The 15,271-nt window shown below is 69.4% G+C and carries 12 protein-coding genes; 1 reads left to right on the top strand and 11 read right to left on the bottom strand.

Going from position 1 to position 15,271, the window contains the following annotated elements; genetic code table 11:
- Positions 1-84 precede the first annotated feature (84 nt).
- From rodA to AB0B40_RS04045, 9 genes are all read right to left on the bottom strand, one after another.
- A complete protein-coding gene (gene rodA / locus AB0B40_RS04085; RefSeq protein ID WP_345060582.1) occupies positions 85-1,281 on the bottom strand; it encodes a rod shape-determining protein RodA in 1,197 nt (398 codons plus the stop codon).
- Positions 1,278-3,536 carry a penicillin-binding protein 2 gene (gene mrdA, locus AB0B40_RS04080; RefSeq protein ID WP_345060584.1) on the bottom strand — a complete coding sequence of 753 codons (2,259 nt, stop codon included), beginning with the start codon at positions 3,534-3,536 and terminating at the stop codon, positions 1,278-1,280. Before mrdA ends, rodA begins: the two co-directional genes overlap by 4 nt.
- 206 nt (positions 3,537-3,742) lie before the next feature.
- Positions 3,743-4,423: a rod shape-determining protein MreD gene (gene mreD / locus AB0B40_RS04075; RefSeq protein ID WP_345060587.1), complete on the bottom strand. Its 681-nt coding sequence runs from the start codon at positions 4,421-4,423 to the stop codon at positions 3,743-3,745.
- A gap of 12 nt (positions 4,424-4,435) precedes the next feature.
- Entirely contained in the window at positions 4,436-5,374 is a 939-nt protein-coding gene (gene mreC, locus AB0B40_RS04070) for a rod shape-determining protein MreC (protein ID WP_345060589.1), read from the bottom strand.
- A 165-nt stretch (positions 5,375-5,539) separates the two neighbouring features.
- The gene (locus tag AB0B40_RS04065) at positions 5,540-6,559 is read right to left on the bottom strand and encodes a rod shape-determining protein (protein WP_014672705.1); all 1,020 of its coding nucleotides are present in this window, start codon (positions 6,557-6,559) and stop codon (positions 5,540-5,542) included.
- A 229-nt stretch (positions 6,560-6,788) separates the two neighbouring features.
- A complete protein-coding gene (gene ndk, locus AB0B40_RS04060) occupies positions 6,789-7,202 on the bottom strand; it encodes a nucleoside-diphosphate kinase (RefSeq protein WP_067039543.1) in 414 nt (137 codons plus the stop codon).
- Positions 7,203-7,268: 66 nt separating this feature from the next.
- Entirely contained in the window at positions 7,269-7,631 is a 363-nt protein-coding gene (locus tag AB0B40_RS04055; RefSeq protein WP_345060592.1) for a DUF4233 domain-containing protein, read from the bottom strand.
- Positions 7,632-7,640: 9 nt separating this feature from the next.
- Positions 7,641-9,152 carry a folylpolyglutamate synthase/dihydrofolate synthase family protein gene (locus tag AB0B40_RS04050; RefSeq protein WP_345060594.1) on the bottom strand — a complete coding sequence of 504 codons (1,512 nt, stop codon included), beginning with the start codon at positions 9,150-9,152 and terminating at the stop codon, positions 7,641-7,643.
- Between the two features lie 177 nt (positions 9,153-9,329).
- Positions 9,330-11,954, bottom strand: coding sequence for a valine--tRNA ligase (locus AB0B40_RS04045; RefSeq protein WP_345060596.1), 2,625 nt, complete (start codon positions 11,952-11,954; stop codon positions 9,330-9,332).
- 137 nt (positions 11,955-12,091) lie between these two features.
- On the opposite strand from AB0B40_RS04045, the gene AB0B40_RS04040 reads away from it, so the two are divergent.
- A complete protein-coding gene (locus AB0B40_RS04040) occupies positions 12,092-13,075 on the top strand; it encodes a hypothetical protein (protein ID WP_345060598.1) in 984 nt (327 codons plus the stop codon).
- Between the two features lie 65 nt (positions 13,076-13,140).
- On the opposite strand, the gene clpX is transcribed toward AB0B40_RS04040, so the two are convergent.
- Positions 13,141-14,427 (bottom strand): ATP-dependent Clp protease ATP-binding subunit ClpX, encoded by a 1,287-nt coding sequence (gene clpX, locus AB0B40_RS04035; RefSeq protein ID WP_014672712.1) that lies wholly within the window; start codon positions 14,425-14,427, stop codon positions 13,141-13,143.
- A gap of 170 nt (positions 14,428-14,597) precedes the next feature.
- Complete coding sequence (locus AB0B40_RS04030) at positions 14,598-15,263, bottom strand: ATP-dependent Clp protease proteolytic subunit (protein WP_345060602.1); 666 nt, start codon at positions 15,261-15,263, stop codon at positions 14,598-14,600.
- Positions 15,264-15,271 lie beyond the last annotated feature (8 nt).

The following is a 15,271-nucleotide window of genomic DNA, read 5'->3' as shown; positions in this document are numbered from 1 at the left end:
CCGGCGGGCTGGTGAGGACGGGGCCGGGGGCCGGCGAAGCCGCGGGCCAGGGTGTGGGACGCCGCCCCCGGGGAGGCCGTGGGCCTATGCCGACATCGGTCGCTGCACCTTGATCGACTGTAGTAGGCCGACCGCGACCCACACCGCGAACATCGATGAGCCGCCGTACGACACGAACGGCAGGGGCAGGCCGGTGACCGGCATGATGCCGAGGGTCATGCCGATGTTCTCGAAGGACTGGAAGGCGAACCAGGCGACGATCCCCGCGGCCACGATCGTCCCGTACAGCTCGGTCGAGTCACGCGCTATCCGGCAGGCGCGCCACAGGAGGACCCCGAGCAGGAAGATGATCAGGCCCGCGCCGAGGAAGCCCAGCTCCTCCCCCGCGACCGTGAACACGAAGTCCGTCTGCTGCTCGGGCACGAACTGGCCGGTGGTCTGCGAGCCGTGGAAGAGTCCGGCGCCGGTGAGGCCGCCGGAGCCGATGGCGATACGGGCCTGGTTGGTGTTGTAGCCGACGCCCGCGGGGTCCAGGTCGGGGTTGGCGAAGGCCGCGAACCGGTTGATCTGGTACTCGTCCAGGATGTGCAGCTGCCAGATGGCGACGCAGCCGATCACCCCGGTGAGGAGCAGGCCGAAGACCCAGCGGTTGGACGAGCCGGAGGCGAGCAGCACGCCCAGGATGATCGCGACCATGGCCAGCACCGAGCCGAGGTCGGGCATGAGCAGCAGGATCAGGATGGGCACGGTGGCCAGGCACAGCGACTGGAACACGGTGCGGTGGTCGGGATGCGGCTTGTCGCCCGCGTCCACCCGCGCGGCCAGCATCATCGCCATGCCCAGGATGATGGACACCTTGAGGAACTCGGCGGGCTGGAGCGAGAAACCGCCGATGACGAGCCAGTTGCGCTGGCCGTTGATCGTCGCGCCCAGCGGGGTGAGGACGACCAGGGCGAGGAGCACCGACAGGCCGTAGAGGATCGGCACGGCGTTGCGCAGGGCCCGGTGGCCGAGCCAGACCGTCGCGATCATCAGGGCCATCCCGATGCCGAGGTTCATCAGGTGCCGGATCAGGAAGAAGTACGGGTCGCCCTGGTTGATCTCGGTGCGGTTGCGGGTCGCCGAGTACACCAGCAGCGAGCCCATCAGGGACAGCGCGGTGGCCGCGAGCAGTATCGGCCAGTCCAGCCGGCGGGTGAGCGAGTCACGGGCGAAGATCTTCGTCCAGCCGGCCCGTTCGGGGCCGTATCCGGAGACCGAGAAGCTGTTCGTGCCGGTCATGCGAGCGTCCTCCGGCTTCCGCGCGGGCGGTGCCCGCGGCGCCTGCGGGTGTTGCGGTTGCCCGTGCCGGGCGAGGCCGTGGTACCCGCGGGCTGCTGGTCGTCGCCGTTGGTGGGGTTGTCCTTCTGGGCGGCCTCGGCGTCCTTCGCCGGGTCGCCGGTGACCTTCGGGGCGGCGATGGTGCCGTCCGGGCGGACCTTGGGCAGGGTCGTCTGCGGCTCGGGCAGCATCGCCTTCTTGTTGTCGACGGAGCCGTCGGCCTGGACGCCGTAGAGCGCGCTGTAGATGTTGCGCACGGCCTCACCGGAGGCGCCGGAACCCGTACCGGCCTGGGCGATCGTCATGATCACCGTGTAGTCCTTGGAGTAGGTGGCCAGCCAGGACGTGGTCTGCTTGCCGTAGACCTCGGCCGTACCGGTCTTGGCGTGCAGCGGGATCTTGTCCTGGGGCCAGCCGCCGAACTTCCAGGCGGCGGTACCGCGGGTGATGACGCCCGCGAAGGCGTCGTCCATGCCTTTGAGGGTGGCCTGGCTGACCGGCAGCTTCCCGTTCTTCTTCGGCTTGATCGGCGTGATGGTCCTGCCGTCCGGGCTGATGATCGCCTTGCCGATGGTCGGCTGGTACATCGTGCCGCCGTTGGCGACGGCGCCGTAGATCACGGCCTCCTGGATCGGGGTGACGAGGGTGTCGCCCTGGCCGATGGAGTAGTTGATCGAGTCGCCTTCGCGCATCTTGTTGCCTTCGAGGCAGTTCTCGTAGGCGATCTTCTCGACGTACGAGCCGTCCTTCTTGCCCGTCTTGCACCAGGCGTCCTTGTTGGCCTTCCAGTAGTCCAGCTTCCACTTGCGGTCCGGGACCCGGCCGGTGACCTCGTTGGGCAGGTCGAGGCCGGTCTCCTTGCCGAGGCCGAACTGGTGGGCGGCCTTGTAGAAGTAGTCCTTCGGCTGGCCCTTCTTGGGGTTGATGCCGCCGTCCCGCTTCCACTCCCTGTCGGCGAGGCCGTAGAAGACGGTGTCGCAGGACACCTCCAGGGCGCGGCCGAGGGAGATCGGGCCGAAGTTCTCGCCCTCGAAGTTCTTGAAGACCTGGCTGCCCACCGAGTAGGAGCTGGTGCACGGGTAGCGGCCGTCGAAGGGGTAGCCGGCCTCGACCGCGGCGGCCGTGGAGACCACCTTGAACGTCGAGCCGGGTGCCGCCTGACCCTGTATGGCCCGGTTCAGCAGCGGATAGTCGGAGTCCTTGCCGGTGAGGGCCTTGTAGTCCTTGGCGGAGATGCCGCCGACCCAGACGTTCGGGTCGTACGTCGGCGCCGAGGCCATCGCGACGATCCGGCCGGTCTTGGCCTCCATGACGACGACGGCACCGGAGTCGGCCTTGTAGTTGGTCCCGGTGATCTTGTCGTACTGCTGGCGGGCGGCCTTCATCGCCTTGTCCAGCTCGTACTCCGCGACCCGCTGGACGCGGGAGTCGATGCTGGTGACCAGGTTCGAACCGGGCTCGGCCGGGTCCGACTTGGCCTTGCCGATGACCCGGCCGAGGTTGTCGACCTCGTAGCGGGTGACGCCGGCCTTGCCGCGCAGCATCTTGTCGTACGTCCGCTCCAGGCCGGAGCGGCCGACCATGTCGGAGCGCAGGTACGGCGAGTCGGTGTCCTTGGCCTTCTGGATCTCGTCGTCGGTGACGGGCGAGAGATAGCCGAGGACCTGTGAGGTGTTGGACTTGCCGGGGCCCGGGTAGCGGCGGACGGCCTCGGGTTCGGCGGTGATGCCGGGGAAGTCCTCGGAGCGCTCACGGATCTGCAGGGCCTGCTTGGCCGTGGCCTCGTCGGTGATGGGGATCGGCTGGTACGGCGAGCCGTTCCAGCAGGGCTGGGGGGTCTTGGCGTCGCACAGCCGGACCTTCTGCTCGACCTCCGTGGGGCTCAGGCCCAGGACGCCGGCCAGCTTGGTGAGGACGGCCTTGCCGTCGTCCTTCTGCTTCAGCAGGTCGGTGCGGGAGGCGGAGACCACCAGGCGGGTCTCGTTGTCCGCGAGGGGCACGCCGCGGGCGTCCAGGATGTCACCGCGCACGGCGGGGTCGACGACCTGCTGGACGTGGTTGCCGGACGCCTCCCTCTGGTACGCGGCGCCCTCGCGGATCTGCAGGTACCACAGCCGGCCGCCGAGCGTGCCGAGGAGGGAGAGTACGAGAATCTGGATCACGACGAGCCGGATCTGGACCCGTGGGGTCCGACCGGTCTCGGGAATGTTGGTCACTGCGGCTGCCTCCCCCTCTCAGTGCGCGGACGTCTGTGCGTGATGCTCGTGTGCGTGATGCTCGTGCGCGTGAAGCGCGTGCGTTCGGAGCACGCGTGCGTGAAGCGCGTGTGTGCGAGCCGAACGCACGCGTACGAATGATGAACGACCGGCCTGTGAGCCCCCGTTCCGCCCCAGCCGACCCGTTCGGGTGAACTTGGCCCCCGTCACAGCCGCTTGACCCCCTTGATGCGGCCCGCCCCCCGGGCGGAGCGGGTGCGGGCCTTGGCCTTCAGGGCGCCGAGGCCGCTGCGCTGGCCGCCGATGCGCAGACCGGTGCCGGAGGAGAGCCAGCCGGAGGAGATGTCCCCGGCCTTGGCCGTGGGGCCGGTCTCGGTGAGCGGGTCGTTGTCGGCGCGGCGGGCCAGCCACATGATGCCGGGCACCACGAACGGGGCGAGCAGCAGGTCGTACAGGGCCGCCGAGATCAGCAGGCTGGTCAGGCCGACGTGCCGGGCCGCGGTGTCACCGACGAGGGCGCCCACCCCGGCGTAGAGCAGGGTGGAGCCGACGGCGGCGGCGACCACGACCGCCATGGGGCCGGTCGCCGACTTCAGCCGGCCGTTCTCCGGCCGGATCAGCCCGGCGAAGTAGCCGGTGACGCACAGGACGAGGGCGTAGCGCCCGGCCGCGTGGTCGGCGGGCGGGGCCAGGTCGGCGAGCAGGCCGGCGCCGAACCCGACGAGGGCGCCGCCGACATGGCCGTACACCATCGCCAGGCCGAGGACGGTGAGCAGGAGCAGGTCGGGCACGGCGCCGGGCAGGTGCAGCCGGGCGAGGACGCTCACCTGGATCACCAGGGCCACGACGACCAGCGCGCTGGAGAGCAGGATCCGGTTGACACGCATGGGATTCAGCTCCTACTGCTGCTGGGCGGCGTTGGACGCGTCGGCCGACGGGGTGACCGTGACGGTCACCGTCGGCGTCGGGACCGGCTTGGGCTTGGTCGGGAGCACGGTGTCCCTCGGGTCCTTCTGCGGCGCCTGCACGACCACGCCGACGACGTCGAGCTTGGTGAAGCTGACGTACGGGGTGACGTAGAGGGTGCGGGTGAGGCCGCCGCCGGAGGGGTCGACGCGGGAGACCACGCCGACCGGGACGCCGGGCACGAACGGCCGGTCGGCCTGGGAGCCGAAGGTGACGAGCCGGTCGCCCTTCTTCACCTCCGCCTTGCCGTTGAGCAGTTCGACCCGCAGCGGGCGGTCGCCCTGCCCGGAGGCGAAGCCGAGTTCGTCGTTGCCCTCCATGCGGGTGCCGACGGTGAAGTCGGGGTCGTTGGCGAGCAGCACGGTGGCGGTGCCGGGGCCGACGGTGGTGACGCGGCCGACCAGGCCGTCACCGTTGAGTACGGTCATGTCCCGCTTGATGCCGTCGTCGGCGCCGGCGTCGATGGTGATGGTCCAGGAGAAGCCCTGCGCCGACCCTATGGCGATGACCTGGGCGCCCTTGATGCCGTACTGTCCCTCGCCGGCGACCTTCAGCAGCTTGTCGAGTTGTCCCAGGCGGCTGCGGTTGCGGTCGTCGCTGCCGAGCTTGGCCTTGAGGGCCGCGTTCTCCTTCTCCAGTGCGGCGAGCCGGTCGTGCCGGCTGCCCGAGTCGCGGATCGCGGAGACGGCGTTGCCCACCGGGTCGACCGCGGAGCTCAGCCCGTCCTCGACCGGGCCGAACGCCGCTGCTGCGGCGTGCCGGGCACCGTCGACCGGGGAGTTCCGGCCTCCGCGGATGTCCACCGTGATCAACGCGAACGCGATGGCGATCAGCAGGACCAGGAGCAGCCGGCTCTCTTTCGTGTCCCTCACGTGCGGCGGCCGTGCCCTTCCTCAAGTAGGAATTCGGGGACCCCTGGAAAACGCGAATGGTGCGGCGCGAACCGACGAGGCCCATTTGGGGGAGCTTATGCCTCTATATCAACGATCCGCCGCACGAGAGGAGAACGTCTCGTACGGCGGAATCGAAGAGTTACGTCATCTGCGCGGCTGGGCGTCCAGAACCTGCTGCAGCGCCTCGAATTCCTCGACGCACTTGCCGGAGCCGAGCGCGACGCTGTCGAGCGGGTCCTCGGCGATGTGGATCGGCATGCCGGTCTCCCGCCGCAGCCGCTCGTCGAGTCCGCGCAGCAGGGCTCCGCCGCCGGTCAGAACGATTCCTCGGTCCATGATGTCGCCGGACAGCTCCGGCGGGCACTTGTCGAGGGTGGTCTTGACCGCGTCCACGATCGCGTTCACCGGCTCCTCGATCGCCTTGCGGACCTCGGCCGCCGAGATGACGACGGTCTTCGGCAGCCCGGACACCAGGTCCCGGCCGCGCACTTCGGTGTGCTCGTCGGTGTCGAGGTCGTACGCCGAACCGATCGTGATCTTGATCTGCTCGGCCGTGCGCTCGCCCAGCAGAAGGCTGTACTCCTTCTTGATGTACTGGATGATCGCGTTGTCCAGTTCGTCGCCGGCGACGCGGATGGACTGGGCGGTGACGATGCCGCCGAGGGAGATGACCGCGACCTCCGTGGTGCCGCCCCCGATGTCCACCACCATGTTGCCCGTGGCCTCGTGGACCGGCAGGCCGGAGCCGATGGCCGCGGCCATGGGCTCCTCGATGATGTGCACCTGACGGGCACCGGCCTGGGAGGACGCCTCGATGACCGCGCGGCGCTCGACGCCCGTGATGCCCGAGGGCACGCAGACGACCACCCGCGGCCGGGCCAGGTACCGCCGCTTGTGGATCTTCAGGATGAAGTAGCGGAGCATCCGCTCGGTGATCTCGAAGTCGGCGATCACGCCGTCCTTCAGCGGACGGACGGCCACGATGTTGCCCGGCGTCCGGCCGATCATCTTCTTCGCTTCGGCACCGACCGCGAGGATCCCACCCGTGTTGGTGTTGATCGCCACGACGGACGGCTCGTTCAGTACGATCCCGCGACCCCTGACGTACACCAGCGTGTTGGCGGTCCCGAGGTCGACAGCCATGTCACGGCCGATGAACGACATTGAGTTCCCCATCCGGATTCATCTGGCTTTCCTGAGTATGTGAGGGCATATCAGGTCAGCGAGGCGGGTGCTGTGACGTGAAGGCTTCCATCGTAAACGCGCCTGCACGAACACTGCGCGAGGGTCTCCGCCATTGTCACCAGATGGCGTGCCGCCTCGCTTGTGGAGACGGGCGTTCGGGGACGCTCGTTCCCTCGATCGCCGGTACTCATGCCGGAAAGACCGGGCGCTACGCGCGGCCCGGGAAGAAGATCTTCACCTCGCGCTCGGCGGACTCCTCGGAGTCGGAGGCGTGGATCAGGTTCTCGCGGACGATCACACCATAGTCACCGCGGATCGAACCCGGCGCGGCGGCGATCGGGTCGGTCGGGCCCGCCAGCTGGCGCACGCCCTCGATGACCCGCTCGCCCTCCACGATCAGCGCGACGACCGGACCCGAGGACATGAACTCGACCAGCGGCTCGTAGAACGGCTTGCCGACGTGCTCGCCGTAGTGCTGCTCCAGCGTGGCCCGCTCCAGGGTGCGCAGCTCCAGCGCGGTGATCTGCCAGCCCGCCTTGCGCTCGATGCGGCTGATGATCTCGCCTGTCAGGCCGCGACGGACGGCGTCGGGCTTGAGGAGGACGAGGGTGCGCTGGCTCACGGGAGGCTCCTTACGCGGCTTGCGGGGTGCGGTGGCACGAGATTACAGGGCGTGTCGGGGCACCTGTCACGCAGCGTCAGCCGGGGAGGAGGAGGACTGCGCCTGGGCCGCGAATCTCGCCTTCGCCTCGTCCACCTTTCGCCCGAAGTGCACCGATGCCCACCACAGCGCCGCGAACACCGCGCCCATGAAATACATGGTCGGGACGAAGACGCCGGAGGCGATCAGGGCGAGCTGCAGGGCCCAGCCGAGAGCCACTCCGCCGGGGCGGGTGACCATGCCGCACAGCAGCACGCACAGCAGCATGGCGATACCGCTGACCAGCCACACCGTGGAGGTGGACAGGTCCGGGTCCTTCATGGCGACGAGCCCGGCGAAACCGATGACGAAGAACTCACCGATCAGGGTGGACGCACAGAGCGTACGCATCTTCTGCCCTCAGCCCTTCCCGAGCAGCAGCCGGGCCTCGCCGACCGTGATGACGGATCCGGTGACCAGCACGCCGCCGCCGGCGAACTCGCCCTCCTCCTCGGCCAGCGTGATCGCGGCCTCCAGGGCGTCCGGCAGCCGCGGCTCGACCTGCACGCGCTCGTCACCGAACACCTCGACGGCGATCGCGGCCAGCTCGTCCGCGTCCATGGCGCGATGGCTGGAGTTCTGGGTGATGACGACCTCGGCGAAGATCGGCTCGAAGGCCTCCAGCAGCCCCCGCACGTTCTTGTCACCGCTCGCGCCGACGACGCCGACCAGCCGGGTGAAGTCGAACGCCTCGCGCACGGCCTCGGCGGCGGCCTCGGCGCCCGCGGGGTTGTGCGCGGCGTCCAGCACGACGGTCGGGGAACGCCGTACGACCTCCAGGCGGCCCGGCGAGGAGACGGCCGCGAACGCCTTCCGCACGGTGTCGATGTCCAGCGGCTCCGCGCGCTGCGCTCCCACGCCGAAGAACGCCTCCACGGCGGCGAGCGCCACGGCCGCGTTGTGTGCCTGGTGGGCGCCGTGCAGCGGGAGGTACAGCTCCGGGTACTCGCCGCCGAGGCCGCGCAGGGTGAGCAGCTGTCCGCCGACGGCGACCTGCCGGGCGACGACGCCGAACTCCAGCCCCTCGCGGGCGACCGTGGCGTTCACCTCGACGGCCTTCTTCAGCAGGACCTGCGCCGCGTCCACCGGCTGCTGGGCCAGGATGACGGTGGCGTCCTGCTTGATGATGCCGCTCTTCTCGGAGGCGATCGCCGCGGGCGTCTCGCCGAGCCGGTCGGTGTGGTCGAGGTCGATGGGGGTGACGACGGCGACGTCGCCGTCGATCACGTTGGTGGCGTCCCAGGAGCCGCCCATGCCGACCTCGACGACGGCGACGTCGACGGGCGCGTCCGCGAAGGCGGCGTACGCCATGCCGGTGAGCACCTCGAAGAAGGACAGGCGGTACTCCTGCGCGGAGTCGACCATCTCCACGTACGGCTTGATGTCGAGGTACGTCTCGATGAACCGCTCGGCGGAGACCGGGGCGCCGTCCAGGCTGATCCGCTCGGTGACCGACTGCACGTGCGGGCTGGTGTAGCGGCCGGTGCGCAGTTCGAAGGCGCCGAGCAGGGCCTCGATCATGCGGGCGGTGGAGGTCTTGCCGTTCGTGCCCGTGATGTGGATCGAGGGGTACGAGCGCTGGGGCTCGCCCAGGACGTCCATCAGCGCGGCGATACGGGCGACCGAGGGCTCCAGCTTGGTCTCGCCCCAGCGGGTGGCCAGCTCCGCCTCGACGTCGCGCAGGGCCTGGTCGACCGCGGGGTCCTCCGGGCGCGCGGGTACGTCGGCCTGCGGCGGGCCTCCCTGGGTGCGCAGGGTGCGGCTGCCGGCCTCGATGACCGCGAGGTCGGGGTCGCGTTCGGTCTCGGCCTCGATGATCTCGTCGAAGGAGTCGAGGGGGTCGGGCTGGTCGGTGCCGTTCGGGTCGCTCACGGGGCCCAGTCTACGGAGCGGGCGGTGGCTTCGCGGCGCCGGTATGGGACGGCTTGTCTCGTCGGCCGGCCGGGGCCGCGTCGCGGCTGGTCGTGCGGTTCCCCGCGCCCCTGCCGGAGCGTGCGAAGGCCCCCGGGACCTCGCGGTCGCGGGGGCCTTCGCACACGCTGCGGACGGCTACGCCTGCGGCAGCCTCTCCAGCTGGGCCTGGAGGCGCGCGATGTCCTCGTCGGCCTTGGCGAGGCGGGTGCGGATCTTGTCCACCACGTTCTCCGGGGCCTTCGCGAGGAACGCCTCGTTGCCGAGCTTGGCCGTGGCCTGGGCCTTCTCCTTCTCGGCCGCGGCGAGGTCCTTCGCGAGGCGCTTGCGCTCCGCGGCGACGTCGATGGTGCCGGAGAGGTCGAGGGCGACCTCGGCGCCGGCGACCGGCAGGGTGGCCGTGGCCGTGAAGGACTCGCCCTCCGGCTGCAGGCGCAGCAGCTGGCGGATGGCGGCCTCGTGCGGGGCGAGGGCCGTGCCGTCCAGGGTCAGGCGGGCCGGGACCCGCTGGCCGGGCTGGAGGCCCTGGTCGGCGCGGAAGCGGCGGACCTCGGTGATGACCGACTGGAGGGTGGAGATCTCCTGCTCGGCCACCGTGTCACGGAAGCCGCTGTCGGCCGGCCACTCGGCGATCACCAGCGACTCGCCGCCGGTCAGTGTCGTCCAGAGGGTCTCCGTGACGAACGGGACGACCGGGTGCAGGAGCTTCAGCGTGACGTCCAGGACCTCGCCCAGGACCCGCTTGGAGACCTCGGCCGGCTCGCCGCCCGCCTGGAAGACCGTCTTGGACAGCTCGACGTACCAGTCGAAGACCTCGTCCCACGCGAAGTGGAAGAGGACGTCGGAGAGCTTCGCGAACTGGTAGTCGTCGTAGTACGCGTCGACTTCGGCGATGACGGAGCCCAGGCGGGAGAGGATCCAGCGGTCCGTGGCCGACATGGCCGACGGGTCCGGCAGGGGCCCGTCCACCGTCGCGCCGTTCATCAGCGCGAAGCGGGTCGCGTTCCAGATCTTGTTGGCGAAGTTGCGGGAGCCCTGGACCCAGTCCTCGCCGATCGGCACGTCGACACCGGGGTTGGCGCCGCGGGCCAGGGTGAAGCGCAGGGCGTCGGAGCCGTACTTGTCCATCCAGTCCAGCGGGTTGACCGCGTTGCCGAAGGACTTCGACATCTTCTTGCCGAACTGGTCGCGGACCATGCCGTGCAGGGCGATGGTGTGGAACGGCGGGGTGCCGTCCATCGCGTACAGGCCGAACATCATCATCCGGGCGACCCAGAAGAAGAGGATGTCGTAGCCGGTGACCAGGACGGAGTTCGGGTAGAACTTCGCGAGCGACTCGGTCTGTTCGGGCCAGCCGAGCGTGGAGAACGGCCACAGGCCGGAGGAGAACCAGGTGTCGAGGACGTCCGTGTCCTGGTGCCAGCCCTCGCCGGCGGGGGCCTCGTCGTCGGGGCCGACGCAGACGACCTCGCCGTTCGGGCCGTACCAGACCGGGATGCGGTGGCCCCACCACAACTGGCGGGAGATGCACCAGTCGTGGAGGTTGTCGACCCAGTCGAAGTACCGCTTCTCCATCTCCTGCGGGTGGATCTTGACGCGGCCGTCGCGGACGGCGTCGCCCGCCGCCTTCGCCAGCGGACCGACCTTGACCCACCACTGCATGGACAGGCGCGGCTCGATGGTGGTCTTGCAGCGCGAGCAGTGGCCGACGGAGTGGACGTAGGGCCGCTTCTCGGCGACGATCCGGCCCTCGGCGCGCAGCGCGGCGACGATCGCGGAGCGGGCCTCCAGGCGGTCCATGCCCTGGAAGGGGCCGTGGACGGTGATCACGGCGTGCTCGTCCATCACGGTGATGGCGGGCAGGTCGTGCCGCTGGCCGATCTCGAAGTCGTTCGGGTCGTGGGCCGGGGTGACCTTGACGGCGCCGGTGCCGAACTCGGGGTCGACGTGCTCGTCGGCGACGACCGGGATGGAGCGGTCGGTCAGCGGCAGCCGGATGAGCTTGCCGACGAGGTGCCGGTAGCGCTCGTCCTCGGGGTGGACGGCGACGGCGGTGTCACCGAGCATCGTCTCGGCACGGGTGGTGGCGACGACGATGGTGTCGTCCCCCTCGCCGTACTTCATGGAGACCAGCTCGCCGTCGTCGTCCTGGTACTCGACCTCGATGTCGGAGATCGCCGTCAGACAGCGCGGGCACCAGTTGATGATGCGCTCGGCGCGGTAGATCAGCTCGTCGTCGTAGAGCTTCTTGAAGATGGTCTGGACGGCCTGGGACAGGCCCTCGTCCATGGTGAAGCGCTCACGCGACCAGGCGACGCCGTCGCCGAGGCGCCGCATCTGCCCGGAGATCTGCCCGCCGGACTCGCCCTTCCACTGCCAGACGCGCTCGACGAACGCCTCGCGGCCGAGGTCGTGCCGGGACTTCCCTTCCTTCCCCAGCTCGCGCTCGACGACGTTCTGGGTGGCGATGCCGGCGTGGTCCATGCCCGGCTGCCACAGCGTCTCGAAGCCCTGCATGCGCTTGCGGCGGGTCAGGGCGTCGATGAGGGTGTGCTCGAAGGCGTGGCCCAGGTGCAGGCTGCCCGTGACGTTCGGCGGCGGGATGACGACGGTGTACGGCGGCTTCTCGCTCTTCGCGTCCGCCTCGAAGTAACCGCGCTCTACCCAGCGCTCGTACAGCGGCCCCTCTACATCGGCCGGCGCGTACTGGGTCGGCAGTTCGGAGTCGGGCGCGGGTGGCTGCTGCTGAGCGTTCTCGGTCACGGGGCTCAGTTTAGAGGTGTCACGCGGCCGTCCCGAAACACGTTTGTTCTGTAACGGTGCGGCCCCCGGTGGCGTGCGGTTTCCGGACCTGAGCCAGGATGTCAGGAACACATAAGCTTCTGGAGGGGAACCCAGGAATGAGTCACAACCAGCCGGGCCCGTACGGCCAGCAGCCCCAGCAGCCGGGTCCGTACGGCCAGCCGGGACAGCCTGGGCCCTACGGCCAGCCGGGTCCCTACGGCCAGCAGCCGCAGGCGCCGCAGCCCGGCTACGGCTACCCCCAGCAGGCCCCTCCCGCTCCGCCGCAGCCGGGCTACGGCTACCCGCAGCAGGGCGTGCCGCAGCAGCCGGCTCCGTACGGCCAGCAGCCTGCCCCGTACGGCCAGCAGCCGAACCCCTACGGCCAGCAGCAGCCGTTCGCCGTGCCCCAGCCGCCGCAGCCGGCCGGGGGCAAGAAGAAGACGGGTCTGATCATCGGTGCGGTGGCCGTGGTCGCCGTGCTGGCGGTGGGCGCGTACTTCGTGCTCGGCGGCAGCGGCGGTGGTGGCGTGGCGGACGACGGCCCGCACAAGCTGACGACTCCGGACACCGTGCTGACGGAGTACAAGAAGGGCAAGGGCGAGGACGACACCATGACGTCCAGCGACCTCAAGGACGCCGAGAAGTGGGGCGTCCACGACCCCAAGGACGTCAGCGCCGAGTACGACGCCGGTGACGCGAGCAACCCGCTGGCCAAGAAGATGATCAAGTTCGGTGGGGTGTACGGCACGATCGACGATCCCGAGAAGGCCGTCGACGCGATGTTCGCCTACATGAAGAAGGAAAGCACCAAGGACAGCACCGAGGGTGTCGGTCTGGTGGGCGAGCCGAAGCAGTACACGCCCGCCTCGCTCAAGGGCGCGGTCCTGAAGTGCCAGCAGATCAAGAGCGAGAACCCCGACACCACTTCCGCCGGCCCCAAGGAGATGACGTTCGACATCTGCATCTGGGGTGACAAGAGCACGCTCGGGATGGTGATGCCGATGGACATCGCCACCCTCGCCGCCGGCCGGGCCGCCGACCCGGAGACGGACGCCGAACTGGCGGCCAAGTTCCGCAATGAGGTCCGTGTCAAGGTCTGACCTCGTCGCAGAACAGGGGAAGGGCCCCGGCCGGCCGGCCGGGGCCCTTCCCCTGTGACCGTCTGTTACGCCGTCTTCTGCTCCCCCGAGCCCCTCCCCCGCGCGTCCCGCGGGATCAGGGTCGGGTTGACGTTGGAGAGGACCACGTCGGCCGTGATGACGACGCGGGCCACGTCCTTGCGGGACGGCACCTCGTACATCACGCCCTGGAGGACCTCCTCCATGATGGCGCGCAGGCCGCGGGCGCCGGTCTGGCGGAGGATGGCCTGGTCCGCGATGGCCTCCAGCGCCTCGCGCTCGAAGTCCAGCTCCACGCCGTCGAGTTCGAACAGGCGCTGGTACTGCTTGACCAGCGCGTTGCGGGGCTCGACCAGGATCTTGAGAAGCGCCTCGCGGTCCAGGTTGTGGACCGAGGTGATGACGGGGAGACGGCCGATGAACTCGGGGATCATGCCGAACTTGACCAGGTCCTCCGGCATGACGTCCTCGAAGACGTCCTTGGCCTCCAGCTCACGCTTGGAGAGGATCGTCGCGCCGAAGCCGATGCCCTTCGCGCCCGCCCTCGCCTCGATGATCTTCTCCAGGCCGGCGAAGGCACCGCCCACGATGAACAGCACGTTCGTCGTGTCGATCTGGATGAACTCCTGGTGGGGGTGCTTGCGGCCGCCCTGGGGCGGGACGGAGGCCGTGGTGCCCTCGAGGATCTTCAGCAGCGCCTGCTGGACGCCCTCGCCGGAGACGTCACGGGTGATCGACGGGTTCTCGCTCTTGCGGGCGACCTTGTCGATCTCGTCGATGTAGATGATGCCCGTCTCGGCCTTCTTGACGTCGTAGTCCGCCGCCTGGATGAGCTTCAGGAGGATGTTCTCGACGTCCTCGCCCACGTACCCCGCCTCGGTGAGCGCCGTGGCGTCGGCGATCGCGAAGGGGACGTTCAGCATGCGCGCCAGCGTCTGCGCGAGGAGGGTCTTGCCCGAGCCCGTGGGGCCGAGCAGCAGGATGTTGGACTTCGCCAGCTCGATGGCGTCGTCCCGGCCGCTCGCGCCGCCGTTCTCGCCCGCCTGGACCCGCTTGTAGTGGTTGTACACCGCGACGGACAGGGCCTTCTTGGCGGCCTCCTGGCCGACCACGTAGCCCTCGAGGAACTCGTAGATCTCACGCGGCTTGGGCAGTTCCTCCCAGCGGACCTCGCTGGTCTCCGCGAGCTCTTCCTCGATGATCTCGTTGCAGAGATCGATGCACTCGTCGCAGATGTACACACCGGGCCCTGCGATGAGCTTCTTGACCTGCTTCTGGCTCTTGCCACAGAACGAGCACTTGAGCAGATCGCCGCCGTCACCGATGCGTGCCACGGTGTGCTTCCCCTTCGCCTGGGAGACGCCTGGACGTTACGAGTCCAGCGGCTCCTGGTGCTGCCTTATGTCCGACGGTACCTTGCCGGACCCGGTGTTCGGGCCCCCCTTGGCAGGGTTCACTTTGACGTGCACCGAGCCAAGGGGGGCCGGAAGTGCTCGGTTCCGCGTCAGCGGACCGCGCTGTTGTTCAGCTTGCGGGTGGAGATGATCTGGTCGACGAGGCCGTACTCCAGCGCCTCCTCGGCCGTGAGGATCTTGTCGCGCTCGATGTCCTCGCGGATCTTCTCGAGCGGCTGGTTGGAGTGCTTGGCCAGCATGTCCTCCAGCTGCTCACGCATCCGGGTGAACTCGTTGGCGATGATCTCCAGGTCGGAGAGCTGACCGCGGCCGGTGGAGCCGGCCGGCTGGTGGATCAGCACGCGCGAGTTCGGCAGCGCCATGCGCTTGCCGGGCGTACCGGCGGCGAGCAGGATGGCCGCGGCGGAGGCCGCCTGGCCCATGCAGACCGTCTGGATGTCGGGCTTCACGAACTGCATCGTGTCGTAGATCGCCGTCAGGGCGGTCATGTCGCCACCGGGGCTGTTGATGTAGATCGAGATGTCCCGGTCCGGGTCCATCGACTCCAGGCACAGCAGCTGCGCCATGACGTCGTTGGCGGAGGCGTCGTCGATCTGGACGCCCAGGAAGATCACGCGCTCCTCGAAGAGCTTCGCGTACGGATCGTACTCGCGGATGCCCTGGGAGGTGCGCTCGACGAAGCGCGGGATCACGTAGCGGCTGTCGGGGCGGGGCCCTTCGTACATGCCGCTGGCGGCGCCGGGGAAGTTGCTCATGGGGTGTT

This window comes from Streptomyces sp. NPDC042638, from assembly GCF_040647235.1.
Classification (GTDB): domain Bacteria; phylum Actinomycetota; class Actinomycetes; order Streptomycetales; family Streptomycetaceae; genus Streptomyces; species Streptomyces rameus.
This window is presented reverse-complemented; position numbering and strand designations above follow the sequence as displayed.

Bases quoted from the DNA above. Each gene is read 5' to 3' on its own strand.
- rodA (WP_345060582.1), bottom strand. From the start codon at position 1,281: ATGACCGGCACGAACAGCTTCTCGGTCTCCGGATACGGCCCCGAACGG.
- mreD (WP_345060587.1), bottom strand. From the start codon at position 4,423: ATGCGTGTCAACCGGATCCTGCTCTCCAGCGCGCTGGTCGTCGTGGCC.
- AB0B40_RS04065 (WP_014672705.1), bottom strand. From the start codon at position 6,559: ATGTCGTTCATCGGCCGTGACATGGCTGTCGACCTCGGGACCGCCAAC.
- AB0B40_RS04055 (WP_345060592.1), bottom strand. From the start codon at position 7,631: ATGCGTACGCTCTGTGCGTCCACCCTGATCGGTGAGTTCTTCGTCATC.
- AB0B40_RS04040 (WP_345060598.1), top strand. From the start codon at position 12,092: ATGAGTCACAACCAGCCGGGCCCGTACGGCCAGCAGCCCCAGCAGCCG.
- AB0B40_RS04030 (WP_345060602.1), bottom strand. From the start codon at position 15,263: ATGAGCAACTTCCCCGGCGCCGCCAGCGGCATGTACGAAGGGCCCCGC.